The 24,060-nt window shown below is 39.4% G+C and carries 21 protein-coding genes; 10 read left to right on the top strand and 11 right to left on the bottom strand.

The genetic code is table 11. The features are described 5' to 3' along the window. The first annotated feature begins 64 nt into the window (after positions 1-64). Positions 65-892 carry a PEP-CTERM sorting domain-containing protein gene (locus tag Q4574_RS12015; protein ID WP_303474387.1) on the top strand — a complete coding sequence of 276 codons (828 nt, stop codon included), beginning with the start codon at positions 65-67 and terminating at the stop codon, positions 890-892. Between the two features lie 460 nt (positions 893-1,352). Here Q4574_RS12015 and Q4574_RS12010 read toward each other — a convergent pair whose 3' ends face one another. Together Q4574_RS12010 and Q4574_RS12005 are read right to left on the bottom strand one after the other, a co-directional pair. Beyond that, positions 1,353-2,219 carry a ThiF family adenylyltransferase gene (locus tag Q4574_RS12010; RefSeq protein WP_303474386.1) on the bottom strand — a complete coding sequence of 289 codons (867 nt, stop codon included), beginning with the start codon at positions 2,217-2,219 and terminating at the stop codon, positions 1,353-1,355. A gap of 111 nt (positions 2,220-2,330) precedes the next feature. Beyond that, positions 2,331-3,068 (bottom strand): PEP-CTERM/exosortase system-associated acyltransferase, encoded by a 738-nt coding sequence (locus Q4574_RS12005; RefSeq protein WP_303474385.1) that lies wholly within the window; start codon positions 3,066-3,068, stop codon positions 2,331-2,333. Positions 3,069-3,247: 179 nt separating this feature from the next. On the opposite strand from Q4574_RS12005, the gene Q4574_RS12000 reads away from it, so the two are divergent. Further along, entirely contained in the window at positions 3,248-4,138 is an 891-nt protein-coding gene (locus Q4574_RS12000) for a hypothetical protein (RefSeq protein ID WP_303474384.1), read from the top strand. 59 nt (positions 4,139-4,197) lie between these two features. On the opposite strand, the gene Q4574_RS11995 is transcribed toward Q4574_RS12000, so the two are convergent. Next, positions 4,198-5,043: a patatin-like phospholipase family protein gene (locus Q4574_RS11995; protein WP_303474466.1), complete on the bottom strand. Its 846-nt coding sequence runs from the start codon at positions 5,041-5,043 to the stop codon at positions 4,198-4,200. 91 nt (positions 5,044-5,134) lie between these two features. On the opposite strand from Q4574_RS11995, the gene Q4574_RS11990 reads away from it, so the two are divergent. The 7 genes from Q4574_RS11990 to Q4574_RS11960 all read left to right on the top strand — a co-directional run bounded on the left by Q4574_RS11990 (position 5,135) and on the right by Q4574_RS11960 (position 11,496). Next, entirely contained in the window at positions 5,135-5,905 is a 771-nt protein-coding gene (locus Q4574_RS11990) for a serine protease (RefSeq protein ID WP_303474383.1), read from the top strand. Positions 5,906-6,051: 146 nt separating this feature from the next. After that, positions 6,052-6,699 carry a hypothetical protein gene (locus tag Q4574_RS11985; RefSeq protein ID WP_303474382.1) on the top strand — a complete coding sequence of 216 codons (648 nt, stop codon included), beginning with the start codon at positions 6,052-6,054 and terminating at the stop codon, positions 6,697-6,699. A gap of 14 nt (positions 6,700-6,713) precedes the next feature. Beyond that, complete coding sequence (locus Q4574_RS11980) at positions 6,714-6,992, top strand: hypothetical protein (protein ID WP_303474381.1); 279 nt, start codon at positions 6,714-6,716, stop codon at positions 6,990-6,992. Continuing rightward, on the top strand, positions 6,979-7,827 hold the full coding sequence (locus Q4574_RS11975) for an HprK-related kinase A (RefSeq protein ID WP_303474380.1): 849 nt from the start codon (positions 6,979-6,981) through the stop codon (positions 7,825-7,827). Before Q4574_RS11980 ends, Q4574_RS11975 begins: the two co-directional genes overlap by 14 nt. A gap of 4 nt (positions 7,828-7,831) precedes the next feature. Further along, positions 7,832-8,950 (top strand): nucleotidyltransferase family protein, encoded by a 1,119-nt coding sequence (locus tag Q4574_RS11970; RefSeq protein WP_303474379.1) that lies wholly within the window; start codon positions 7,832-7,834, stop codon positions 8,948-8,950. Positions 8,951-9,186: 236 nt separating this feature from the next. Further along, on the top strand, positions 9,187-10,467 hold the full coding sequence (tviB, locus tag Q4574_RS11965; RefSeq protein ID WP_303474378.1) for a Vi polysaccharide biosynthesis UDP-N-acetylglucosamine C-6 dehydrogenase TviB: 1,281 nt from the start codon (positions 9,187-9,189) through the stop codon (positions 10,465-10,467). 9 nt (positions 10,468-10,476) lie between these two features. Continuing rightward, positions 10,477-11,496, top strand: a complete 1,020-nt coding sequence (locus tag Q4574_RS11960) for an NAD-dependent epimerase (protein WP_303474377.1) — start codon at positions 10,477-10,479, stop codon at positions 11,494-11,496. 80 nt (positions 11,497-11,576) lie between these two features. Here Q4574_RS11960 and Q4574_RS11955 read toward each other — a convergent pair whose 3' ends face one another. From Q4574_RS11955 to Q4574_RS11945, 3 genes are all read right to left on the bottom strand, one after another. Then, complete coding sequence (locus Q4574_RS11955) at positions 11,577-13,748, bottom strand: malate synthase G (protein WP_303474376.1); 2,172 nt, start codon at positions 13,746-13,748, stop codon at positions 11,577-11,579. Positions 13,749-13,864: 116 nt separating this feature from the next. Beyond that, on the bottom strand, positions 13,865-14,803 hold the full coding sequence (locus tag Q4574_RS11950; protein WP_303474465.1) for a LysR family transcriptional regulator: 939 nt from the start codon (positions 14,801-14,803) through the stop codon (positions 13,865-13,867). Between the two features lie 116 nt (positions 14,804-14,919). Further along, on the bottom strand, positions 14,920-16,518 hold the full coding sequence (locus Q4574_RS11945) for an isocitrate lyase (RefSeq protein WP_303474375.1): 1,599 nt from the start codon (positions 16,516-16,518) through the stop codon (positions 14,920-14,922). A 497-nt stretch (positions 16,519-17,015) separates the two neighbouring features. On the opposite strand from Q4574_RS11945, the gene Q4574_RS11940 reads away from it, so the two are divergent. Then, positions 17,016-18,308, top strand: coding sequence for an alkaline phosphatase (locus Q4574_RS11940; RefSeq protein WP_303474374.1), 1,293 nt, complete (start codon positions 17,016-17,018; stop codon positions 18,306-18,308). 48 nt (positions 18,309-18,356) lie between these two features. Here Q4574_RS11940 and Q4574_RS11935 read toward each other — a convergent pair whose 3' ends face one another. The 5 genes from Q4574_RS11935 to Q4574_RS11915 form a co-directional block, all read right to left on the bottom strand. Then, positions 18,357-19,484, bottom strand: a complete 1,128-nt coding sequence (locus Q4574_RS11935; protein WP_303474373.1) for a lipocalin-like domain-containing protein — start codon at positions 19,482-19,484, stop codon at positions 18,357-18,359. After that, positions 19,469-21,967 carry an ABC transporter permease gene (locus Q4574_RS11930; RefSeq protein ID WP_303474372.1) on the bottom strand — a complete coding sequence of 833 codons (2,499 nt, stop codon included), beginning with the start codon at positions 21,965-21,967 and terminating at the stop codon, positions 19,469-19,471. Before Q4574_RS11930 ends, Q4574_RS11935 begins: the two co-directional genes overlap by 16 nt. After that, positions 21,960-22,628 carry an ABC transporter ATP-binding protein gene (locus Q4574_RS11925; RefSeq protein WP_303474371.1) on the bottom strand — a complete coding sequence of 223 codons (669 nt, stop codon included), beginning with the start codon at positions 22,626-22,628 and terminating at the stop codon, positions 21,960-21,962. The genes Q4574_RS11930 and Q4574_RS11925 overlap by 8 nt, the downstream gene beginning before the upstream one ends. A gap of 27 nt (positions 22,629-22,655) precedes the next feature. After that, positions 22,656-23,390 carry a VC0807 family protein gene (locus Q4574_RS11920; protein WP_303474370.1) on the bottom strand — a complete coding sequence of 245 codons (735 nt, stop codon included), beginning with the start codon at positions 23,388-23,390 and terminating at the stop codon, positions 22,656-22,658. A 109-nt stretch (positions 23,391-23,499) separates the two neighbouring features. Beyond that, the gene (locus tag Q4574_RS11915) at positions 23,500-24,057 is read right to left on the bottom strand and encodes a rhomboid family intramembrane serine protease (RefSeq protein ID WP_303474369.1); all 558 of its coding nucleotides are present in this window, start codon (positions 24,055-24,057) and stop codon (positions 23,500-23,502) included. Positions 24,058-24,060 lie beyond the last annotated feature (3 nt).

Genomic DNA, 24,060 nt, shown 5'->3' with positions numbered 1-24,060 from the left:
GTAAGGGTGGCAACGTTTGCTACTTTACAACACTAAAAATGTTAAGAGCAATGGAGATAATGATATGAAAACTAAATCCGTATTGGCAGGGATCATTTTAGCAACAAGTTCAACTGTTGCCTTCGCTGACCAATTTTACATTGACGCTGGTATAGATTTCGGCGGCAACGCAAACACAGCTGCTGGCGCAACTACTACTGGTTGGGTAGATGAAGCACTTTTCAAGTATGAGTCTGTAACTCTTGTTACTGATTCAGATGGTAACGGCCCTGATAATGGCGATGCTATATCAACTATGGGTGGTTTTGTTGATGGTGATCTTTTATCAGTACAAACTAACTTGTTTTCAGATTTAAGCCCATCTCCTGTTTTTGGTGGACCAAGCGATAATGATATTGGTTCTCCTTGGGGTGTTACCTTTCAGTTCTCTTTATCTGGTTCACTTGGCCCAGCTCTAGCAACTGACTATACGTCTGGCGACGTTACATTTTTCTACTATGATAGTGGTATGGGTGCAACTACTGACTTTATAGAGTTGTTTAGTGTTGATTTGCTAACTGTGACTCAAAGTTTAGGTGGTCCATCTCTTAAAACTTTAGTTAGTTCGGTTGGCGCTGGGTCTGTTAACGGTGTTGCTGCTGGTGATGTATTTAACTTTGCTGATGGTTCAATGACTGATCTTTTAGGCAACATGGTTGATATCTTTGAATTCATTGACTTTAATACTAACCCTGCAGATGTTACAACTGTTAATAACGGTGACGGTACTTATACACTTACAGGTAACCATGACGGTTCTCTTTCATTCCAAATCCCTGAGCCTTCAAGCTTAGCGGTATTGAGCCTTGGTCTTCTAGGTCTTGCTGGCGCAGCTCGCAGACGTAAAAGCTAAGATTGCTTTGAAACTTTATAAAAACCCGGTTTAATACCGGGTTTTTTTATTGCTTCAATATTATCATAAAAGCAGATTATCAACTTCACCTCGTCCATTCTATCGCTCTCCTGTCAATTTAATTGGCATGCACATCCATTGTTCCAATTAACTCTAAATAGCCTAGGTTTGGGGCATAGCTACACCCACAAAGGCTTGAGTGAAATTAACTTATACTTCTGAAGCTGTGACTTATAGCTTGGTTGGTTTAATAACTCTTTGTTGAAGCGGATTATTACTTACGAGGCTTTCTACCTTTAAGTATAAGGCTGGCCTTAAATATATCTATTAGCTAATATTTTGAAATTTGACTGGAGCTTAGAAGGTTGCAAGCCCAGTGTCAGAACGACGGAGGGCTAATTAAACAGTGCTGAATGATGTTAAGGTTACAGAACGTTTTAGTGCTCAAGGCATCGCAAAATTAGTTAGGCTTTGCTTTACCGACTGCTTTTTTCACCATTGGAAACATAATGTACTTTTGAATAGGGTTTTTGTTTCCCCAAGGACGCCACGTTTTCTTCGCCTTATTTTTATAAGCATCAACATGCCATCCCCAAGGAGCATGAAGTACCTCTCCGCGTTTTAGTATTATTTTCACTACATTTGAATTTAACACACCCGCTGCCATCGAGATTCCCATGGGAGTTGAAGGCACTTTCCCTGCCCAAAAGTCTACTTTACTTTTATCAACCAAATAACTTAATTGCAGCATAGCAGGGGACAACCCCATGATTAGATTATAGAACTGATCTTCAGGTTCTAATCCTTCAAGGCAAAAATATTCTTCAAACGACATTTTTCCAGGCATGAAAACCAACATAGCCGTTCCCATTCCCATTGGTGCTGCAGTAATACAGGGGATATTTTTTTCATAGCAGCGTTTAAAAACCTTTCTACGAATATCCATGGCGAATATATCCAAGCTATCAATATAGAGATCCACGCCGTCCAAAAAGTCTTCAAGGTTTTCATCATTAATTCCCTTGTCGAAATTTTTTACACTTGATTCAGGATTGATATTCGCCAAGATATCTTCCATAACTTTAGACTTTTCTTGACCTAAAGTTTTCATTGACGCACCGGCTTGACGGTTGAAATTAACTAAATCGTATTGATCCATGTCAGAAATGTGAAAGTTACCAATGCCAAGTCTTGCACAGACTATGGCGTGGTCGCCACCTACGCCACCCAAACCACCAATAGCGACCTTCGTATTCTTAAGAACTTCTTGTTCTTGTTCGGTCATCCAGCCTATATTACGTGAAAATGCTTCTTTATAATCAAACATAACTCTTACTCTCAAAGTATAAAGTTTCGTAGCTCGTTAACGGTATTTTTCAATTTCCCGCTATGTATTTGCAAAGCGCCAATTTTAGGAGCTTAAGTTTCTATTAGTAATTTATATCTGTGGGGTAACTTCAGCCGTAATATTATTCAATAACGCTTTAAAATCCGGTTTAAGATTACCTTCGACAGACTGTGGTTGGATATAAAATGGCGCGCGTTTTCCATGGTAATCGATCACGGGGCCAATTTGTTCGAAAGGCAACCCAACAAATCGCATACTTCTGGCTAACCTAGGTTCCACCATGACGTAACAATGATGAATGTTTTTGTTCAATAGAATTGCTGTAGCTGATAGATATAATCCAACGGCGATAAAAGGAAAACAGCGAAGTTCTGTTTCTGAATAAATTTCTTTATTAATAACCCCTAGAGCTGCACCATCGAAATTATCCATTTTTCTTCGTCTGAACTCTAAAGGGACAGCTAAACGTGATATTTCACAAATATCATCTCGATCAAAATTATTCGGGAAAAGTTCTGGCCGCTGAATCGCATTTTGGCAATAAAGCTCAATGGGTAATTTCTGGGAGTCGTTTGCTGAGGTGATTAGTCTCACCGTGCCTGCATATTGCTGACTAGATTTATGTTGGATTAAACAATGATATGCATGATCATCGAAATTATCGGTTTCAATTTTTTGTTCGTTTTCAGGTTCAAAGTGCAGTTCTTCACAGTACACCTGATGGCGTATACCATAAGAGTGCTTTTTATGCTCTTCGGACTCTGAAAATACCGGTTTTAAATAATCGGAAAAATGACCCGAAATACTGTCTGCAGAAATTTCTGTCATTACAACTTTCCTTTGTTATGTTTATTGACCATTATTAATAGGGAAACTATATAAAATGTAAATTACGTTAATACTAAAGTGTCGGGTTAAAGTCCTTAATTGTCAAACAAATACCGCATTTTCTGTGTTATACCTTAGTTTAAACATCGTCTGGATATAAATTCGAGAGAGGATTTTAATTGAAAAGCTATCAGTTATCTCAAATTCACATTGAAACAGCTAGGAACTCAACTGACGATTTTAATCTGTTTCATGATAAGAACCGTTGGAACTGGATTGTCAATAATCCCTTTGCGGGACCTATCGCTTTAGGATTTCAACTTGGGTGTTTTATCGAGACTCAATTTCAGCATAGACAAGTTGAATTGAATATCGACGCGGACACTAAAAGGCTACCTTTCAGTATTTTTGAATTTACTTTTGCAGGCGTTGTTAACCCTGGTGATACCCTAAGTTTAGATATTAAAGCCACTAAAAAGACCCAGAGTAATGACGGAGAGTTGCACTCTAATCGTCTTTTGTTAAAAGCAAACGACAAAGCGGTGATTTTGGGATTTAAGCGTGAGTCTGAATTTAATCCTATTCAACTGCCAGATAATTTTCCAGAAAGCGTTGATTGGGGAATGCGCGCTGACCGCACATTTGATCAAGCAAGCCAATGCTTTTTGAAACGCAAATATATGATTGTAGGCAATGCAAAAAACTTCTTAACCAGTGCTTTTGGAGAGCAATCAGAATATATAGATGAATTTGCTGATAAAGTTCGCTTTCCACAAATGTATCCCATGAGTTTACTATCCTCCGCATTGTTGGAGCGCGCCCAAGCCATCGGTCACGACTTAATAAAAGATCCGATGATTTATTCGTCACATAAATTATGTATTGATAAACGACAATTGGAAAGTTTACGTAGTAACGACGTTTTGAATATTGTCGTCACGCCAGAGATTGCCATGTCTGGTAATAGCGCTAAGGTGAGCCACATCTGTGTTGGTTATTTAAAAGGAAATGTCCCCCTATTTATGGCGCAAATTGTGCTTTTGCCACTAAGTGCTATGTTAGATAAGTAACTTCAGGTTTTTTACGTTTTGAACTGAATAACGCTCAAGGGAAAATTAAACAATTATGTTTACTGTATCGGAGTGATCTTTTTGGGTAAGAATTCATGGGCAGTGTCATAGCCAATTTGGTAAAGCTCTTTTTTTTGTTCTACCGTTAACGAAAAATCGACTGAAGAGTAGGTTCCTGTTTCAACAATTATCGTGTTATGCCAATGCTCGGCGTGCACATACTCCCTTGATAGGGCTGTCATAAACGTTTTTATCAACATAAAAATATATTCCGGTAAGTGGAAAAAAGCCTGTCTTTTCCGTACCTGCTGTATTTGTTGGCTTTTTAACCTGAAGCAAACATTTTTTGCATCGCTCTGTGTCCAATTTCGAAACAGTGCATCTTCCGCTAAAATTGCGCCATCAACGAGTAGATGATCACCATAGGTTTTAAAACTAAAAATCAGTGGAATAGACATTGAGAATCGAACGGCTTGTGAAACCTTTAAATCCGGACTGGTTTCTTTATTGAAAATAACCGGACCTCCTCCGTTGACGTCGGTAGCAACAATGCTGAGTTCTGTCGATAGTTGCGAAAATGTCTTGCCTTCTAGCTGTTTATCCATCCATTTCTCGAATTGGTTTCCTGAACTCAAGCCTCCTTCTTTTAATAAGCGAAATAGCGAGTAGCCCTTAAATTGCTTAAAATCAGTTTCTAAAGATAAGGATAATATTTTTTCCAATGGCATTCCGCTACAATACAAAGCACTGATAATTGAACCGCCTGATATTCCTACTATGTGGTTAAAAGATAGATTCATTTCAAGTAAAGCCTGTAGTATCCCAATATGGCAGGATAGACGAGTGCCTCCTCCTGAGAAAATAGGAACGATTTGGGTCTTAAGGGAGTTGATTGAATAAGACATGGTTACTTCACTTGGTTTAAAGCTGGTTTTCATTCAAATATGGCTTAGAATTCAGTTTTTTGCACAACTTATTTATTGGAACAAGTCTGTTATGTCTAATTTGACGAAAAGTTTGTTTGCCTTTGCAATTTTATTTTCACATTCTGCAAGTTACGCCCACAATATTGTCGATATTGTCAAGGTTGCCAAACAATCAGTGGTTGGTATTGGGGTATATGACCCAATTAAAGCGCCGCAAACCAGTTTACATGGTACTGGGTTTGCTGTAGCCAATGGGCAATATATTGTGACTAATAATCATGTTATTGCTAAACCTTTAGATGAGACGGCTAAACAAAAGCGAGTGGTTTTGGCTGGAGTAGGCCGCTATCCAAAAATGTATGAGGCATACGTAGTTAAAGTTGATGAATTACATGACTTAGCATTATTGCGAATTAGTACGAAACTAAAGCCTTTTCAGTTAGCGGGTAGTAATATGATTCCTGACGGAACAGAGGTCGCGTTTACGGGGTTCCCCATAGGTGCTATTTTAGGACTATATCCTGCAACCCATCGCGGTATTATTGCATCGTCAACGCCGGTTATTGTGCCTACTGAACATTCGAGTCAATTAGACGCAAAAACACTAAGACGGCTACGAGATCCGTATTTGGTTTACCAAATGGATGCAACAGCGTATCCAGGTAATAGCGGTAGTGCAGTATACGAAGTAGAGACGGGGAAAGTCGTTGCAGTTATTAATAAAGTGTTTGTAAAGGAAACAAAAGAAACTATTTTATCCGAGCCTAGTGGAATTACTTACTCAATACCTGTAAAATACGTCAAGCAGCTTTTACGATCGGCTAATATAGATATAAATTAGCTTGTCGAAAAAATTTACAGTTCCACTATATTACACAAATTAAACATATATAAATCAATGGATTGTTGTGTTGGCGTGGTTTTTGCTTCTACGATCTCAATAAAGTTAATTGCGTTTTAGAAGTCGCATAAAAAGGGTTTTAATCAATGAATGAATTCGATAAGTCGTATAAAAAGGATGTTTCTGCTGTGAACAAGCGCCGTAATTTTCTTAAAAAGTCGGCCACCGGAGCAGTGATTGTTAGCCTTCCAGCTAAATCAGTATGGGGAACTACCTGTAATGTGTCAGGTAATTTGTCAGGTAATTTGTCTACAAGTACCCATGAAAAAACATGTACTATTCCAGATTTGAATTATGGTTGCCGTCCTCACAAATGGAAAGACTCAGACAGCAATTGTGATGACATGTTTGATAAGTTGAAGGAAATGAATCATGGTCGACACAGAAGAGACGACGATGATTGTAAAAAAGAAAGAGAAAAGTATAACGCTAGTATCGACGCAGTTAAAAGTTGCTCGCTAAATTTACCAAAAGAATTTTTCCGCTATAGCGATGATAGTTGTGGAAATTTATTGAGCGGTAACTGTGGTAGCAGTTATCAAAAACTGGGTGCGGTATTTTTGAATGCGTGTTTTGGTTTTTATCCAGGTTATGAAGGTCTCTCTCAAGCTGAAGACTTGTGCAAGGAAGTATTTGTTTACTTGTACGTGAAAGATAAAACCGGCTCTTTGGTTACTGATAATGAATTAGGTATGACTGACAACCATAGGTTGAGTAACTGGGAACCTTCCTAAGAAATTAAAAAGACGTGAGTTACTATAGTCTCACCCCAGGTTCGCGGGTTTATCTTTTTGAAGATGGAAGCGGTATCGGGATTTATTCTGGTTACGATAGTAATACCTTTTTCATTAATTCTAGACAGTTAGAAAATGTCAAGAAGGTTGAACTCAATTTAGAGTCAACCTTCGATGCAAGTTTACTTCAATCCATTCTTGGACTAGATCAGTCTGAAGCAGAGTTCGTTTTCCACGATTTAGTTGAGAAGAAAGTTCTTCGGGAAGTAGTGGAGTTCGATGCAGATTATTGACACAGGTCTTTACCGTTTTTCGTTAAAATCAGATGTGAAACATGTTTCAACCGTTGCTAAGAGTCTGTACTCAGATTCTTGGGATTTAGACGGTCCTGTTGATTTCTCAATCCGTCTCGTTTACGAGTCTTTATTAAGACGATTTATTAAACCGCAAATTAGTTTTTATTCAGATCAACATTCCCCCTTTAAACCTTTACCAATATCTCAAGCTGCAGCTGTTCTTGAATGGGGAATGAACTGGTGTATAGCTGCCCATGAGTTTGAGCGTTTATTAATCCATTCAGCTGTGCTAGTCAAAAACGGCAAAGCTATTATTTTTCCAGCACTCCCTGGCTCGGGGAAAAGCACACTAACTGCTCACTTGGGGTTGTCCGACTGGGATATTTACTCAGATGAAATGGCCATCATAGACACATCGACTTCTATGGTTAATCCACTTTTTCGACCAGTATGTTTAAAAAATAACTCAATTGATCTTATAAAAGCTTGGCATCCAGAAGCATATTTTTCACCTATTTGTAAAGATACGCAAAAGGGGGATGTGGCCCACGTAAAAGTATTAACATGGGAACAATATCAAAAGTTTGATAAGGCCCAAATTGTCGCCGTAGTTTTCCCAAAGTATGTGCCCGAATCTGAACTAAAAATTTACCAATTAACACAGTTAGACGCTTTCAATACCTTAAGTAAAAATGCATTTAATTATAATGTGCTTGGAGCTGATGGATTTGATGCTGTTGCTAGAGTGATTAAATCTTGTCGACTGTTTGAAATTGAGTATAGTGATTTAAACGAAGTGAATGATTTTCTCAGTGAAGATGTGATTGGGTAATTAATTGTTAGACACTAAAGTATTATTTCAACTGCTACTATCGCCTCGCTTAGGGCTAACCTTTACGTTGCTTCAATGGCAGAAGGTTATTTTCATTTTTCGTGAGAGTAAATTATTGGCGAGCCTATATCATGTGGCTTTGCGAGATGGATGTTTTGACGATTACCCCGAATTTGCAAAACGCCATCTCGGTTCAGCGCAGATTTACGCCAAGCGACAAGCCCAGCAAATTCTCTTTGAAGCTACTGAGTTTCGCTTACAATTGGAACAAGTTGGTATTACCGCCGTATTTTTAAAAGGGGCAGGTTATACACTGCGGAACAGTTTAAACAGTCACGGAAGAGTGTGTTCCGATATTGATGTCTTAGTAAATAAAAAAGACTTGAGTGTTGCAGAGGCACATCTTAAGAACAATCGATGGCAGTCAGAAGTGCTAAGTGATTACGACGAGAAGTACTATCGTCAATGGGCTCATGAAGTGCCGCCTTTAATTCATATAAATCGAGCCACTGTCGTTGATATGCACCATAATTTATATCCTCCAATTAGTGGACGAACTACAAACATAAGTCAATTCATTTCATCACGTTTAAAGACGTCCTCCGGTTGTTTTGTATTGGAACCTGCAACCACAGTAATGCATAGCATTATCCATTTATTTGCTAACGAAGATAGTAGTAGTTGGATAAGGGACTTATTTGATATTACCTTACTCATAAAGGAATATGAGAATGACGAATTTTGGCAGGCGTTAATTGATTTGTCGAAACAGACAGATTTTGAATTTGAGTTTGTATGTTGTATGAATGCGCTTAAATTGTACTCTAATATCGCTATTCCTGATATAGCAAAGTCTTACTTAGCTCATTATAAAATGACTAAGACGCAAGCTTGGTTAATGAAACACGCTATTTTACCCGCTATTTGTCCTGAGCATGATTTGCTATTAACGCCTAAAATCCGTTGGGCTAAAAAGCTGGTTTATTTTCGTGGTCACTGGATAAAAATGCCATTTAACGTGCTTATTAAACATTTTGCATTTAAGTCATTTTTTGCGATTCGAGATCAAATAATGGGGAAACACCATTTTGACCCTAAATTGCCTGAAAACCCCAACTGGTGAATTCAATTTTTAGGATTCACCTAGCGTTAACTTCGCATTTTATTAATCAAGTACAATTTTAAACTTAATCATATACTTTCAATAACATAGCTAAAGCTAACCGCGGAAGATTCTAATTGTTGGTCAGTTAAAATAGATACCTAGGTATTTCAATTAGCACTACTAATTCAGTTAATTTAAGTGCAAACTATGGGGATAATAGTAATCATTTTCTGGGCGTAAAAGAGAGGTTGGGTTTGACGGATAATATCTATGAAAAGCGCATAGGCATCATTGGGTTAGGATATGTAGGCTTGCCCCTGGCAGTATCATTTGGTAAAAAATTTTCGACCCTTGGTTTCGACATCAATCAACAGCGCATTGAAGAGCTCAATCGAGGTGAAGATCACACTCTTGAAGTGTCGCCTGAAGAATTGCAAAGTGTTACCTCATTAACTTTTTCATCTACACCTGAAGACTTGTCCCTTTGTGATTTTATTATTGTTACCGTTCCAACGCCAATTGATAAAAACCGTCAACCTGATCTAACGCCTTTGAAAAAAGCCAGTGAGATGATTGGCAAAGTGGTTAAATCTGGGGCCACTATTATCTATGAGTCTACGGTATATCCAGGTGCCACTGAAGAAGTCTGTATTCCTCTTATAGAAGCGCATTCTGGCTTAAAGTTTAATCAAGATTTTTTTGCTGGTTACAGTCCTGAGCGGATTAATCCAGGGGATAAAACTCATCGCCTGGAAAGTATTATTAAAGTTACCAGTGGATCTACCCCTGAAATTGGTGATTTAGTTGATCAATTATATTTAAGTATAATTGAGGCAGGCACCCATAGAGCTTCTTCCATTAAAGTCGCTGAAGCGGCCAAAGTGATTGAAAATACCCAAAGAGATTTGAACATTGCCTTAATCAATGAATTGGCAATGATATTCGAGCGGCTTGGGATAGATACAGAAGAGGTGTTACTGGCAGCCGGCAGCAAATGGAATTTTTTACCATTTCGACCAGGTTTAGTCGGCGGTCATTGCATTGGTGTTGACCCTTATTATTTGACCCACAAAGCAGAAGAAATTGGTTATCACCCAGAAGTGATTTTGGCTGGACGTCGCATAAATGACCAAATGGGCGAATATGTAGTCAGCCGATTAGTCAAAAAAATGCTAAACAAAAAAATTATGGTTAATGGAGCAAATGTTCTATTAATGGGAATTACCTTTAAAGAGAATTGTCCTGACATCCGCAATACTAAAGTGGTGGATATTGCCACTGAACTAGATAACTATCATGTCAATGTTGATATCTACGATCCATGGGCAGAGTCAGACGAAGTGGATGATGAGTATGGATTGAAATTAATAAAGCAACCAGAGGTTGGCAAGTATGACGCAATTATTGCGGCTGTTGCTCATCAAGAGTTTAAACAAATGTCTAGTCAAGAACTGCGAGGGTTAGGTAAAGACAATTGTGTCGTGTTTGACTTGAAATATATTATTGATAAAGAAATTGTTGATTTAAGACTTTAGGAAAAGTAAATGAAAATTTTAGTGACTGGGGCAGCTGGTTTTATTGGATCTCATGTAAGTTTATATTTGCTTGAACGAGGTGATGAGGTTGTAGGATTAGATAACCTCAATGATTATTATGACGTGAACCTCAAATTAGACAGATTGAAACGAGTAGAGCAACATAAAAATAGCTATAACTTTACCTTTGTTAAAATGTCTGTGGAAGACAAAGAGCCTATGGCTGCGTTGTTTGAAGAACACCAGTTTGACAAAGTTGTACATTTAGCAGCCCAAGCTGGCGTGCGTTATTCCCTAGAAAACCCTCATGCCTATATTGACGCTAACATTGTTGGCTTTATGAATATATTAGAAGGTTGCAGACATAATAAAATTAAACACCTAGTGTACGCATCGTCTAGCTCAGTTTATGGCGCTAACGAATCTATGCCTTTTTCTGTGCACGATAACGTTGACCATCCTGTATCTTTATATGCTGCGAGTAAAAAAGCCAACGAACTAATGGCCCATACCTATAGTCACTTGTTTAACCTACCGACAACGGGATTGCGTTTCTTCACTGTGTATGGTCCTTGGGGGCGTCCAGACATGGCGCTGTTCTTATTTACTAAAGCAATTCTAGAAGATAAACCCATTAAGGTATTTAACTACGGTAATCATAAACGTGATTTCACCTACATTGATGACATAGTCGAAGGTATTATCCGTACTCTTGATCACACAGCTGAGTCTAATCCAGATTGGTCTGGTAAGAATCCAGATCCTGGCACAAGTAAAGCCCCTTGGCGGGTTTACAATATTGGAAACCAATCACCTGTTCAGTTAATGGAGTATATCGAGACCTTAGAAGATAACCTTGGTAAAACCGCAGAGAAAGAGCTTTTACCTTTGCAAATGGGCGATGTTCCAGATACTTATGCTGATGTGGAAGCATTAGTAAAAGATGTTGACTACCGGCCACAGACCACAATTCAAACCGGTATTAAAAACTTTGTAGGTTGGTATAAAGATTATTTCAACGTAAATTAAACAATAGCTTAATCTGCAATAAAAAACGCAAGGTACTTAATATAAGTCACCTTGCGTTTTTATTTGTCTCTCAATCAGCCTTATGAAGCTAACTGCTGTTTCATTTTACGACGCATTTCATGCAGCAAGGGTTCGGTGTATCCATTCGGCTGAGCTACTCCTTCAAATATCAGTGCTTTTGCTGCTTCAAAGGCGATAGATTTATCCAGATCTGGACACATATTAATATACTCAGGATCTCCAGCATTCTGTTCATCTACTAGTTTTGCCATTCTGTTTAAAGACGCATTTACCTGTGATTCATCAACAATGCCATGTAACAACCAATTGGCAATATGTTGACTAGAAATTCTAAGAGTCGCTCTGTCTTCCATGAGCCCGACATTATTGATATCGGGAACCTTAGAACAGCCAATACCTTGGTTTACCCAGCGCACAACGTAACCTAGAATACCTTGAACGTTATTATCTAATTCGCGGGTTTTAGCTTCATTATCCAAATTTGTACCGGCTTCCATTAATGGAACCGTAAGAATATCGTCTAAACCGTCACTATGCTGTTCTTTAAGTGTCGATTGAACTGCAAATACGTCAACTTGGTGATAATGCAAGGCGTGTAAAGTGGCTGCCGTAGGCGAGGGCACCCAAGCCGTGTTTGCACCAGCTTTAGGATGTTGTATCTTCGCTTTCATCATCTCAGCCATATGATCTGGTATTGGCCACATGCCTTTCCCAATCTGCGCTTTGCCAGATAATCCCGCAGCTAAACCATGACCAACATTATCTTTTTCATATGCAGTGATCCAAGGTAGTGTTTTTAACTGACCTTTTAAACCAAACGGGCCTAGCTGCATAGAGGTATGAATTTCGTCACCTGTACGGTCTAAAAATCCAGTATTAATAAAGACTACCCGTGTTTTCGCTGCTTCTATGCACGCGCTGAGGTTAACAGAGGTGCGTCTTTCTTCATCCATAATCCCCATCTTGATGGTGTTTTCCTGTAAGCCCAGTATTTTCTCTACTTTTGCAAAAAGGGCATTTGAAAACGCGACCTCTTCAGGGCCATGCATCTTAGGTTTCACTATATAAATACTGTCTTTATCACTGTTGGAAAATGGACTATGTCCTAATAAATCATGTTTACCAATCAAAGAGGTGATCATGCAGTCCATAATGCCTTCTGGTATCGCCTCACCATTAAACAAAATTGCATCGTTTGACATTAGCAAGCCAACATTTCGAATAAACATCAAACTGCGACCTTTCAAGCTAGTTGTTTTACCATCTAAATTGGTAAAAACTTTATCGCTACTGAGGGTTCTTTCAATGGTTTTTTGGCCTTTTTGCACTGAAGTGGAAAGTGTTCCTTTCATCAAGCCTAACCAATTTCGATAAACCAGGGTTTTATCTTCAGCATCAACGGCGGCAACTGAGTCTTCGCAATCCATAATGGTAGTTAAAGCCGCTTCAAGTACGATATCTTTTAAGCCACTCGGATCTGCAGCGCCTACTGGGTGAGAGCGATCGAATTGTAACTCAATATGCAGCCCGTTATGGGTTAGAAAAACAGATGTTGGATTACTTATATCACCCACAAAACCAACATATTGTTTAGGGTCACTAAGACCAGTCTGTTCGCCATTACTCAAAGTACACGTAAAGGTTGAAGCTTCAATTGAATAGGCGGTTACATCTTGATGGCTGCCAGTTTCAAGGGGGGCCGCAACGTCTAACCATTGACGGCCATGCTCTATAACTTTTTGACCTCTAACACTATTGTAAGGCCCACTTTTATGAGCGCCGTCTTCTTCACTAATTACATCGGTTCCATAAAGGGCATCGTAAAGGCTGCCCCATCTCGCATTTGCCGCATTAATGGCATAACGCGCATTGTTGATTGGCACAACTAATTGTGGGCCCGCCATCGTTGCGATTTCAGGATCAACATTTTCGGTGGTAATTTGAAATGGTTTAGGTTGAGGTAAAAGGTAACCAATTTCTTCAAGGAACGCTTTGTAGTCAGATAATTTATATTGCGGGTTTTGCTGACAATAATTGTCTATTTTTACCTGTAAATCATCACGTTTTTTTAAGAGCTCTTGATTTTTTGGCATGAACTCAGTTAGCAACTGTTCAAACCCATCCCAAAAAACATCCAACTCTACTTGGGTTTGTTTTATTGCTTCATCTTTAATGAAACAATCTAACTCTTCTGCAATTTGTAATTTTCCGCGTGATATATAATTTTGCATGGTAATACTCCAAAGCTGTCCAATGGATTAATACTACCCACATCTAACGAATATGTTTAATTTATGGTTATTATCTTTGCGATAAGCTCTGTGAATGTGCGAATTAAAATAGCCAATTAACTCAGTTGATTGGCCACTTCACTAATAAGACGACGAAACCAAATATGCCCTGCATCGTGATGTAACAGTGCGCTCCACGCCATTTTCAAACCAATGGGAGGAATATCAAAGGGAGGTTCCAAAATTACAACGTCGGGATCACTACGGTAAAGGTTGGCTGCTTTGCTGGGCAAAGTTGCAATCAGATTTTGTGCTTTAGCTAACTGTAGGGCGACGTGATAATGTCGAGTAAATACCCGAATATCCCGTTTCTTGCCTAGTTTGGTTAACTCTGCGTCAACCCAACCAAGCTTTTGAACTTCGTTGGGATCTACTCCCACACCCACACCAAATCCAGTTTTGCTCACCCAAATATGTTGTGCCGACAAATAACTACTCAAGTCGAAATGGTCCACCATGGGATTATTACTTTTTAACACACAGGAAAAGGCATCATACCAAATGACTTTTTGATGAAATGAAAGGGGAAGTTCGTCGAAGCGGTTAATGGCCATGTCTACTTTACCATGTTCAACATCATGGAAAGTTACATCACTAGGTGTAATTACATCTAACGTGATATTGGGCGCTATTTTTCCCAATTGACGAATGACTTCAATCAATAATGTAGATTCAGCATAATCACTGGCCATAATACGGAACGTCCGTTGGCTACTACTGGGAATAAATTCGGTTTCAGGTTGAATGGTGGTTTCTAGCTTGGCCAATACATCACGAACTACAGGTTGAAGCTCTAATGCACGTTTTGTTGGGGTCATCCCTTCACTGGTTCGCACTAAAAGTGGATCATTAAACAAATCACGAAGACGCTTAAGACCATTGCTCATAGCGGGTTGAGTGATACTGAGTTGATTCGCGGCTTTGGTTACGCTTCCTTCCCGTAATAACACATCCAGATATACCAATAAATTTAGATCAACTTTAGCAATATTCAAATTAACTTCACTTCTAAATAGAGTTGTCATTGATTATACCAATGGTTATAAGGGTTGCCACAAAAAAAAAGCAAGACATACGTCTTGCTTTTGCATTGAGTTAAAAGTTCGCTGAATTAAGCAACATCAAATTGATTCATGGTGTTATCTTCACCCGCTGCTTTAAGCGCCTGATCACCACTGAAATATTCTTTGTGATCATCACCCATGTTTGAACCTGCCATCGCCTGGTGTTTAACACAGGCTAAACCTTGACGCAGTTCTTGACGTTGCACACCTTTTACATAAGCCAGCATACCTTCGTCACCGAAGTAACCTTTTGCAAGGTTATCAGTAGATAACGCGGCAGTGTGGTAAGTTGGTAGAGTAATTAAGTGGTGGAAAATACCAGCTTCGCGGGCAGCATCTGCTTGGAAAGTACGTACTTTTTCATCCGCTACTTGGGCCAATTCGGTGTCATCGTATTTAACTTGCATAAGGTCGTCGCGGTTATACTCGCTAACATCTTTACCTTCTTCAACCCAAGCATCAAACACTTGTTGACGGAAGTTAAGCGTCCAGTTAAATGAAGGTGAGTTGTTGTAAACCAACTTCGCATTCGGAACTACTTTACGGATTTCGTCAACCATTGCGCCGATTTGACCAACGTGAGGTTTTTCAGTTTCAATCCATAACAGATCAGCCCCGTTTTGAAGTGAAGTAATACAATCAAGCACTACACGGTCAACACCGGTATTGTCTTTGAATTTAAACAAGCCATTAGGTAAGCGAATAGGTTTAACCAGTTTACCGTTTTGACGAAGGGCAAGATCACCTTCTTGTAAATCTTCAACAGATTTTACTTCGGTAGTATCTAAAAATGCATTGTACTTAGACGCAAGATCGCCCTCAGAAGTCGATACGGGGATTTTTTGCGTCAAGCCAGCACCCAATGAATCAGTTCTTGCCACGATAACTCCATCATCCACACCTAATTCAAGGAATGCATAACGAACAGCGTTAATTTTTGCGAGGAAGTCTTCATGGGGTACGGTTACTTTCCCGTCTTGGTGACCACATTGTTTAGCATCAGATACTTGGTTTTCGATTTGAATACAGCATGCACCGGCTTCAATCATTTGCTTAGCCAATAAATAGGTGGCTTCTTCGTTACCAAAACCGGCATCTATGTCTGCAATAATAGGCACCACGTGGGTTTCATAGTTATCGATTTTTGCTTGGATCTCTGATGTGCTATTGCCTGCAGCTCTTGCCGCATCAAGCTCATTAAACAATTCACCTAGCTCTTTTGCATCGGCTTGTCGTAGGAAAGTATAAAGTTCCTCAATTAACGAAGACACGGTGGTTTTTTCATGCATAGATTGATCAGGAAGAGGACCAAACTCTGAGCGCAAGGCTGCAACCATCCAACCTGACAGGTACAAATATTTTTTGTTAGTTGTACCTTGATGCTTTTTAACCGCCAACATTTTTTGTTGACCAATAAATCCATGCCAGCAACCTAAAGATTGAGTGTATTGGCTAGAATCTGCGTCGTACTCTTCCATATCTTTACGCATAATCGCTGCGGTGTATTTAGCGATATCAAGTCCGGTTTGAAAACGATTTTGTGCTTTCATTCTTGCAGCATATTCAGGGTTAATCGCATTCCATCCAGAACCATTTTTTTGGCAAAGCTGGCTTACAGCGTTTAGGTCAGTTTGATATTGAGACATCATATTTTCCTTCTTTCTATTACTTGTGTAGGGAACTGAGGTCTAGTGCATAATTATTGTGAACACATCTAGACGACCGGTATCGATTCACCTGATTATTATTTTGTGTCGATGCAATTATCCTAGCCCCACAAGCTTAATAAAAAAAACGTATATTAATGATTTTCGAAATAGATTTGGTGAATATTGCTTTGTAATTCTTTATAATTCAGAGAGTAAAGTTCAATCTTTCGATTATTGACACCGTCATAAAAAACTTGTTTAGCGCAAAATAAGCCCCTTAAATAAAGTATAGATATCACTTGTTAGTATAAAAATTCGAAATCTGAATCCCGTAGTAAGGATTTAGGTTGGTAGGTCAGGCTGGATATTGGTCTAAATCAAGGTTTTGATGAATGTTTCCTATAGAAGTTTGTGTAAACGATTAGAAATCAGTTTAATTGCGTAAATTTTCACGTATTATTTCGACAATTATTATTTTGAAATTTGGAGATAAAATGAAGTGGCTACCGGCTGTTACATTATTGCTGTTTGTTTCCGCAGCGCAGGCTAATCAGGAAAAACCGAAAAACGTGATTATGGTGGTTGGGGATGGCATGGGACCCGCTTACACCACGGCTTATCGTTATTTTGCCGATAAAAAAACATCACCAGAGATAGAATCAACCGTGTTTGATCGTCATCTGGTGGGAATGGCAAGCACTTATCCTGCAAGAGTGAGTGGTTATGTAACTGACTCCGCTGCCGGAGCAACTGCATTGTCTGCAGGTGTTAAGTCGTATAATGGTGCCATTGCTGTGGATGAAAACAAACAATCCGTCAAAACTGTTCTCGAACAAGCACGCATTAATGGCTTAAAAACTGGCGTTGCGGTCACTTCACAAATTAATCATGCGACACCTGCGGCATTTTCTGCGCACAATGAAAGTCGCCGAAACTATAATGCCATTGCAGATAGTTATTTTGATGACAAAGTGAATGACCAGTTTGCTCTAGATGTTATGTTAGGTGGTGGTTGGAAATATTTTATTCGAGATGACCGAAATATTGTTGATGAGTTTAAAGCGGCGGGTTATCAATATGTTGATGATTTAGCACAATTGAGCAAGCTTAAACCTGGGCCTGTGATTGGTTTATTTGGTGACGAAGGCATGCCTTGGGCCCTAGATATGCCAGGAAAGCAGCGTCTGCCAGTATTAGTTGAAACAGCAGTTAAACAACTAACGAATGATAAGGGATACTTCCTATTAGTGGAAGGCAGCCAAGTAGACTGGGCTGGACACGCCAATGACATTGCCGCGGCAATGACCGAAATGCATGATCTAGCGTTAACCTTAGAATGGTTGGAACAATATGTACAAGAAAACCCAGATACGCTAGTGGTGGTGACTGCCGATCATAGTACAGGTGGTTTTAGTATTGCGGCCAACGGTGATTACCAATGGGATCCAGAACCGTTAAAAAACCTGACACAATCTTTAACCACTTTGGCAAAATTAATGACAAGCAGCGATTCACCTCTTACGCTTGCTCAGACTACCTTGGGTTTTGAGTTAACTGAAACTGAAAAGTCACTTTTGCAAAGTGTCGATATGAATAATCAAAAAGCACTTTACGTGCAACTTAAAAAGTTGCTGGATATCCGCTCAAATTCTGGCTGGACAAGCTCGGGTCACACCGCGGTTGACGTTCAAATTTTTGCTATGGGCGCTGGAAAAGAGCGTTTTGTTGGGCACATGGATAATACTGAGATTCCGAAAATAATTTTTGAATTAATGCAATCCCAGTAGCCGAAAGGTGTTTAACTTAGCAGTCGGATTAGGGCACTGATTTGACTGCTAATATCCTGTTAATTCCATAAAACCTATGCCTTTATGACTGCCTTCAACCCTAATCGCCCCCTCATAATAGGGAAACACTCCCGGGTTATATTGATTTTGTTTAAAGGGGGAAACGCGAATATGAATTTGCTGTTGTGGCACTGACAAAGACCAATTAAGCGGTATTTGAACGCTATCAACCTTTGAATAACCATCAATTGACCCTTGAATATCATTTTTTGTTAAATGGGTTTTATCGCCCTGTGGGCTGATTAAACTGCCAAACCATGAATTCCCCAGTTCCCTATGTCGAACCTGATAAAGCATTAACTTGCGACCATCATCAAAGTGTATAGAAAACCAGTCCCACCCTTGTGTTTTTTGATCAGAAAGCCCTGCACTCCATTCGTGGTCAAACCAACCTTTTCCCGAAACATCAATGGTTTCACCTAAGCGTTCAATCGTTCCGCTGATATTGATAAAAGGCTGACTATAATACATCGAAGCATGCTGTCCATTGGCCAGTTTAATGCTGTAACCCTTATTACCATTTAAAACGTAGGGGCCAGTAGCACGCATGTTCAGCGATAATTTAACTTGTTCGTTGAGGGTGAAATTAAGTGTAGCGGGAAATAATTCAGTTGATAATGAACGCCATATCCAATTATCCAAATAAGCTTCAAAATGGCCTGATTCAGCTGCAAGTGATACACCAGCATTACCCACCCCACCTCTGGCAAATATTTCTTCAAACCAATCCTGTTTATAAGAGCTTAGCTTGCCATGACTCATGTATAATTGGCCGTTACTCCAATTGGATTGGTTGCCTCCCCCTGAAAAACGAAATAAGGTCCATTGCAGGGGATATTGATTGCCCTGTTTATCAAACAAATTAGCCGTTAAATACCACCATTCAATGGCAAATTCAGGGTGACTTAAGTGATCCTGTGGAAAAGTGATAGGGGTTTGCTCTGTTGCTTTGGCACTGGAAAAGTTTTCTTGATCTAATAAGCCTCCATACATGCCTGTCGATGAATTGCTTTTCAATGAATTAGCAGGCTCTGAACAGGCGCTCAACATAACGATGGTGGATAACATGCTTATTATGAGCGCGGAAATTTTGACTAGCCTTAACCATTGAGCCATTTTATATCCTCAATAGGTGGTATTAATATTGTTCGAGCAGCAGGCAATAACACCGCTAAAAATACCACCATTAAGGCGGATAAGATTAGCTCGACTAGGGTATTCGACTCAATAACCAACGGATAAGACCAATAGAAAGCCTGCACGTTTACTAAATGGATCAAAAGCCAACTGAGTAAAATACCAAATGGAATTGCAAGAGCACATATGAATAAGCACAACAACGTGTATTGGAACAAGGTTAGCATCAATATTTTAAGTGCAGGTACACCCATAGCTCGGATCAATGCTCGTTGGGGTCTATTATCGTAATCAATAACGATGAGGGACGAAGCTAAAGAAAATGCAGCGACTAATAAGGTAATTATATTCAGACCCTGGGTTACCACGAAGGTGTTGTCGAAGGTTTGCATTGAGCGTTTCAGTAGGTCCTGTGTCTCCACTATTTGCGCGTCTGGAAATTGTGTCGATATTTGATTTTTCAGTTCAGGTAGCCATGATTGATTAACCCCTTGATTATATAAGGCGATAACTTGATTGCCAGATGAAGGATTTAATATTAATGACTCACTAACCAATGCTTGTGCTTTAGGGTTGCCATAATCATAGTAAATACCAACAATTTGCACCGTAAATGTATGATTATTTTGCCTTCTAAACACTATTTTTTGGCCTAAGTTAAGCTGTTTTGATAGGGCGAACTGTTGATTAATAAAAATCCCTTGAGCTTTTGAAAATGTGTCCCAAGGGGTCGCGATACTCTGTTCTAGCATTAACGCTTCTTGGTGCTCAAGATTACTAGGATAAGAACGAAGTTGAATGGCATCTCCCTGATAATTGCCAGTTTCTGATTGCCTAACAAAGGTTGTGGTTTTCGGGAAGTTCGAACTGAGCAGTGTGACAACTTGCTCGGCATCCTTGGTATTGACATAAGCATCTGCGTCAAGTCGTTGGGTTATCCAAGTGTCTGTGGCAAGACGAAAACTATTTACCATTAAATTCATGCCTACATTCGTGGCCACGGCAATGAAAAACGCGCAAAATGCGATACTACTTTTGTTCGATATCCGCTTAGCGTCGGCTACACTCCAGCGCAAGTTGGGTGTTGTTAGTGGAATTATGGGGATTATTAAGCAAAGTAATCTAGGTAACATATACAAAACCAAGAAACAGCCACTGATTATCACTAAGCCGATAATCAAAAATGAACTAAAAATACTTTCGTTGCTAAAATAAATAATCAAACAAATAAGCAGAAGAAGCACACAAAATGCTAACCATTTGTTCTCACTATGAGCGGGTGAAGCCACTGGTTGTATTGAAGTTAGGTGCTGATTCAGCGAACGTAAGGGTAACGCTGCGGCAAGACTCAAACCAACAACACTTGCCAGCAATACTTGAGCATACAAATTAAACCAAGAAAAATTCTCAAAGTTAATTGATACATTATATAAGTTCGCGAGGGTCTGGGTAACAGAGGGAGATAGCCACTTGGCGATTTCAATGCCTAAAGTAACACCGATTGCGCTACAAGCTATGGCTAAGGTCATCATTTCAATGATGATAGCACTATAGATAGCAACTATTGGGATACCCAGTTGCCGCAAAGTCGTCAACATGGGTACACGTTTTATAATCAATAAATTTAACGCATTTAATACCACAAACATGCAAACAACGAACATCAGCAAACCCATGGCGAAAAGATTAAGGTGAAAACTAGCGGTTAGTTGGTCTAAGTCTTCAGTTGAGGTTAATTTGATTAATTTGAGGTGGGAAGGTAATTGCAATTGCAAAGGGGAAGGCTGTTTGTGATTAAATTTACCCGCCACTAATATATAAGAAATCCCCTGAGGATTGAATTGACTATATAAGGTTTCAATGTCGCATACAATTTGCTCACCTAGACCTGCCGCCTCGACGATGGCAACTGGGCCAATGGATAGCTGAGAATTGAGCTTTAGAAAATTATCTGTTGTAAGTTGGTTTTTAGCTCCTAATGTTTTTGCATATTCAACATCAATAACAAACTTGTGTTCTGTGGGGGTTGAGTTAGAAGAATGGTTGTTTGCGGCAAATAGGGGAAAGCCGGATTTGCTATTATCCTTTTCTAGCCTAGTTCGGTTTAAGCTCATCAGTGCATAGTAATCGACCCCTAGGAAGTCTAATTTGTGATTGTCTAAGCTTTCCACTTGTTGTGTCGATACTGCAATAAGGTTGCGGTTTCCGTTTTTGCGTAAATCGGCGTAGTCAGCTTTGCTTATCCACCCGCTTTGGGATGGATAGATTGCGTACTCAACATTGTCTAAAAAGGGAAAAGCGGTTTGGCTGTAGCTGCGCTTAGCGGTTTCATTAATAACTAAAACTGAAGAAAGTCCTGCACAGCCCATTATCATCGCTAATAATATTAAACATAGTCGATACTTTTGCAGATCGTAACTTTTTAAAATTACCCATAAAACCTCATGAATTGACTTAATCATTGGTTTGCAGTTTCAGCGTTTTGTTACTTAAGTGATAGTGAAGGTGGGCTTGCTTAGCTAGTTTGGCACTGTGAGTGACTATAACTAGCATAGCCTGGTGGGAACGACATAGCATAAACAGTAAATCAGCCACCTTACCGCTATTTTTATCATCTAAATTTCCTGTGGGTTCGTCGGCTAATACCAGTTCAGGCTTATGGGCTAACGCTCTAGCAATGGCAACTCGTTGTTGTTCGCCTCCAGATAATGCCGTTGGCATCTTATGTCGATGCTTAGCAATGCCTAGCTGTTCCAGCAGGTCAAGTAGATAAGGCTCATCAAAATTTTGGTTTAACCGAGCAGGAAAACATATATTCTCCCAAACTGACAAACATTCAATGAGGTTAAATTTTTGAAAGACGATGCCGATGGACTTTTTCCGATAGGCATCACGCTGACGGGGTGAAAATAAGCAGATGTTTTGCTCATGTACTTTTATTGAGCCTGAATCTGGGTTATCTAAACAGGCCAACAAGTGCAATAAGGTTGATTTACCCGAACCGGATTCACCTGTAATTGCAATTTGCTGTTTGGGGGCAATGGTTAAATTGACATTTTCTAAAACGGTGGTGAATTGCTTGCCGTCTTGGTAGGACTTGGATAAGGCTTCAATTTTAATCATTGTACCGCCAGACTATTTAATTGTTAACTAGCCTTCCTCTTGAATAAAGGATAGGTAATCTTCGCCAGTTAATTTTTTCATTTGAATGATCAAATAGGCGAGAGCAGAAAATAGCATTATTAAGCTTGGTACCATAATCACCGGATAACTCAGTGCAGTCATACGCCCTAGTTCTTCAGTATAAGCTGTTGTGCCAGGCTCGCTTACTAAAATCATTTTAGCCAAAATGTAATTTAGGAAGGAAGAAACGAAAAAAGAAGCTGCAACGATATAAGAACTAACGGTTATTTTGCGGTTAAAAAGCGCTGTATTTTGTTTTTTCGCTAACGCCTCGTTCAACGCCTGCCAATTGATCACATTTTCGTTGAGTATGAGAATTTTCACTAAAGAACGATTAGTATATTGAGAGATTAAGACGGCAATACCCAAAATACCGGGGATGGCGGCTTCTTTAATGGCAATATATTCAGCGGGAAGCTCTAATAAGGTGATACCGCCAGTGAGTATTACACTGATAATCCCTAAAATGGAGAAACCGTTTACTTTGCCAGACTTCTTTAAATCCCAGATACCGTATCCGATCGGGAATGCCAAGGCGCAAACCACACTTACTGCTGGGCCTAAATATTCTTCGCCACTGAGATAAGATAAAATCAATACGGGGATGACAATATTGAAAGCAAGATTACCCAAAAAATCATTGTTTTGAGGTGGTGTCTTGTTCGTATTTTGTGTTGTTTCGTTTGCTTCTGGCTTATTCATAAAATCTTTAAACTATTCTTAACTGTTGTCAGTATATCTAACTCCCACCCAATCCACTATGGTTTTAATCAGGCTTAGATGTTCATTCTTTTGGCAGTAACGCTGGATCCTAACGCTTTTTAGCCCATATTTTAGCAGCACACAACCCCGCAATAAATCCAAACAGGTGAGACTCCCAAGAAACAAAGCTATTTGTAGGGAATACACCAAATATTAAACCGCCGTAAAAGAAGCCGACCACAAGGGAAATAATAATCAACTTTATACGACCTGATATTAACCCTCCCAGCACTAAAAAACCAAAGTAACCATAGATTATGCCGCTCGCTCCTATATGCATAGCCGGACGCGCAAACAACCATACCAGTATGCCAATACTTAATACTAAATAGAGACTAACGGTAATGTAGATTTTTTTTCCGTATTGCAATACCAATAAACTGAATATCCCAAGGGTGATAATATTGGAAGCGAAATGGGCCAAATTACCGTGTAAAAATGGGCTAAAAAAGATCCCGCGAAGGCCAACCCATTCACGGGGGTAAATTCCATAAACATTGAGGCTGCGAGCAAAAATAATATTGACGACTTCAATAACAGTAAAAAACAGCATCAAGTAACAAACAAATTTTAATTGAGATGCTAGAACCGAAGTTTTCGTGCCCATGGA

It is taken from the genome of Aliiglaciecola sp. 3_MG-2023 (assembly GCF_030548205.1).
GTDB lineage: Bacteria > Pseudomonadota > Gammaproteobacteria > Enterobacterales > Alteromonadaceae > Aliiglaciecola.
The sequence above is the reverse complement of the archived record's forward strand: the minus strand, read 5'-3'. Positions and strand labels throughout refer to the sequence as shown.

Bases quoted from the DNA above. Each gene is read 5' to 3' on its own strand.
- Q4574_RS12015 (WP_303474387.1), top strand. From the start codon at position 65: ATGAAAACTAAATCCGTATTGGCAGGGATCATTTTAGCAACAAGTTCA.
- Q4574_RS12010 (WP_303474386.1), bottom strand. From the start codon at position 2,219: ATGTTTGATTATAAAGAAGCATTTTCACGTAATATAGGCTGGATGACC.
- Q4574_RS12005 (WP_303474385.1), bottom strand. From the start codon at position 3,068: ATGACAGAAATTTCTGCAGACAGTATTTCGGGTCATTTTTCCGATTAT.
- Q4574_RS11995 (WP_303474466.1), bottom strand. From the start codon at position 5,043: ATGTCTTATTCAATCAACTCCCTTAAGACCCAAATCGTTCCTATTTTC.
- Q4574_RS11990 (WP_303474383.1), top strand. From the start codon at position 5,135: ATGTCTAATTTGACGAAAAGTTTGTTTGCCTTTGCAATTTTATTTTCA.
- Q4574_RS11985 (WP_303474382.1), top strand. From the start codon at position 6,052: ATGAATGAATTCGATAAGTCGTATAAAAAGGATGTTTCTGCTGTGAAC.
- Q4574_RS11975 (WP_303474380.1), top strand. From the start codon at position 6,979: ATGCAGATTATTGACACAGGTCTTTACCGTTTTTCGTTAAAATCAGAT.
- Q4574_RS11960 (WP_303474377.1), top strand. From the start codon at position 10,477: ATGAAAATTTTAGTGACTGGGGCAGCTGGTTTTATTGGATCTCATGTA.
- Q4574_RS11955 (WP_303474376.1), bottom strand. From the start codon at position 13,748: ATGCAAAATTATATATCACGCGGAAAATTACAAATTGCAGAAGAGTTA.
- Q4574_RS11945 (WP_303474375.1), bottom strand. From the start codon at position 16,518: ATGTCTCAATATCAAACTGACCTAAACGCTGTAAGCCAGCTTTGCCAA.
- Q4574_RS11940 (WP_303474374.1), top strand. From the start codon at position 17,016: ATGAAGTGGCTACCGGCTGTTACATTATTGCTGTTTGTTTCCGCAGCG.
- Q4574_RS11935 (WP_303474373.1), bottom strand. From the start codon at position 19,484: ATGGCTCAATGGTTAAGGCTAGTCAAAATTTCCGCGCTCATAATAAGC.
- Q4574_RS11930 (WP_303474372.1), bottom strand. From the start codon at position 21,967: ATGATTAAGTCAATTCATGAGGTTTTATGGGTAATTTTAAAAAGTTAC.
- Q4574_RS11925 (WP_303474371.1), bottom strand. From the start codon at position 22,628: ATGATTAAAATTGAAGCCTTATCCAAGTCCTACCAAGACGGCAAGCAA.
- Q4574_RS11920 (WP_303474370.1), bottom strand. From the start codon at position 23,390: ATGAATAAGCCAGAAGCAAACGAAACAACACAAAATACGAACAAGACA.
- Q4574_RS11915 (WP_303474369.1), bottom strand. From the start codon at position 24,057: ATGGGCACGAAAACTTCGGTTCTAGCATCTCAATTAAAATTTGTTTGT.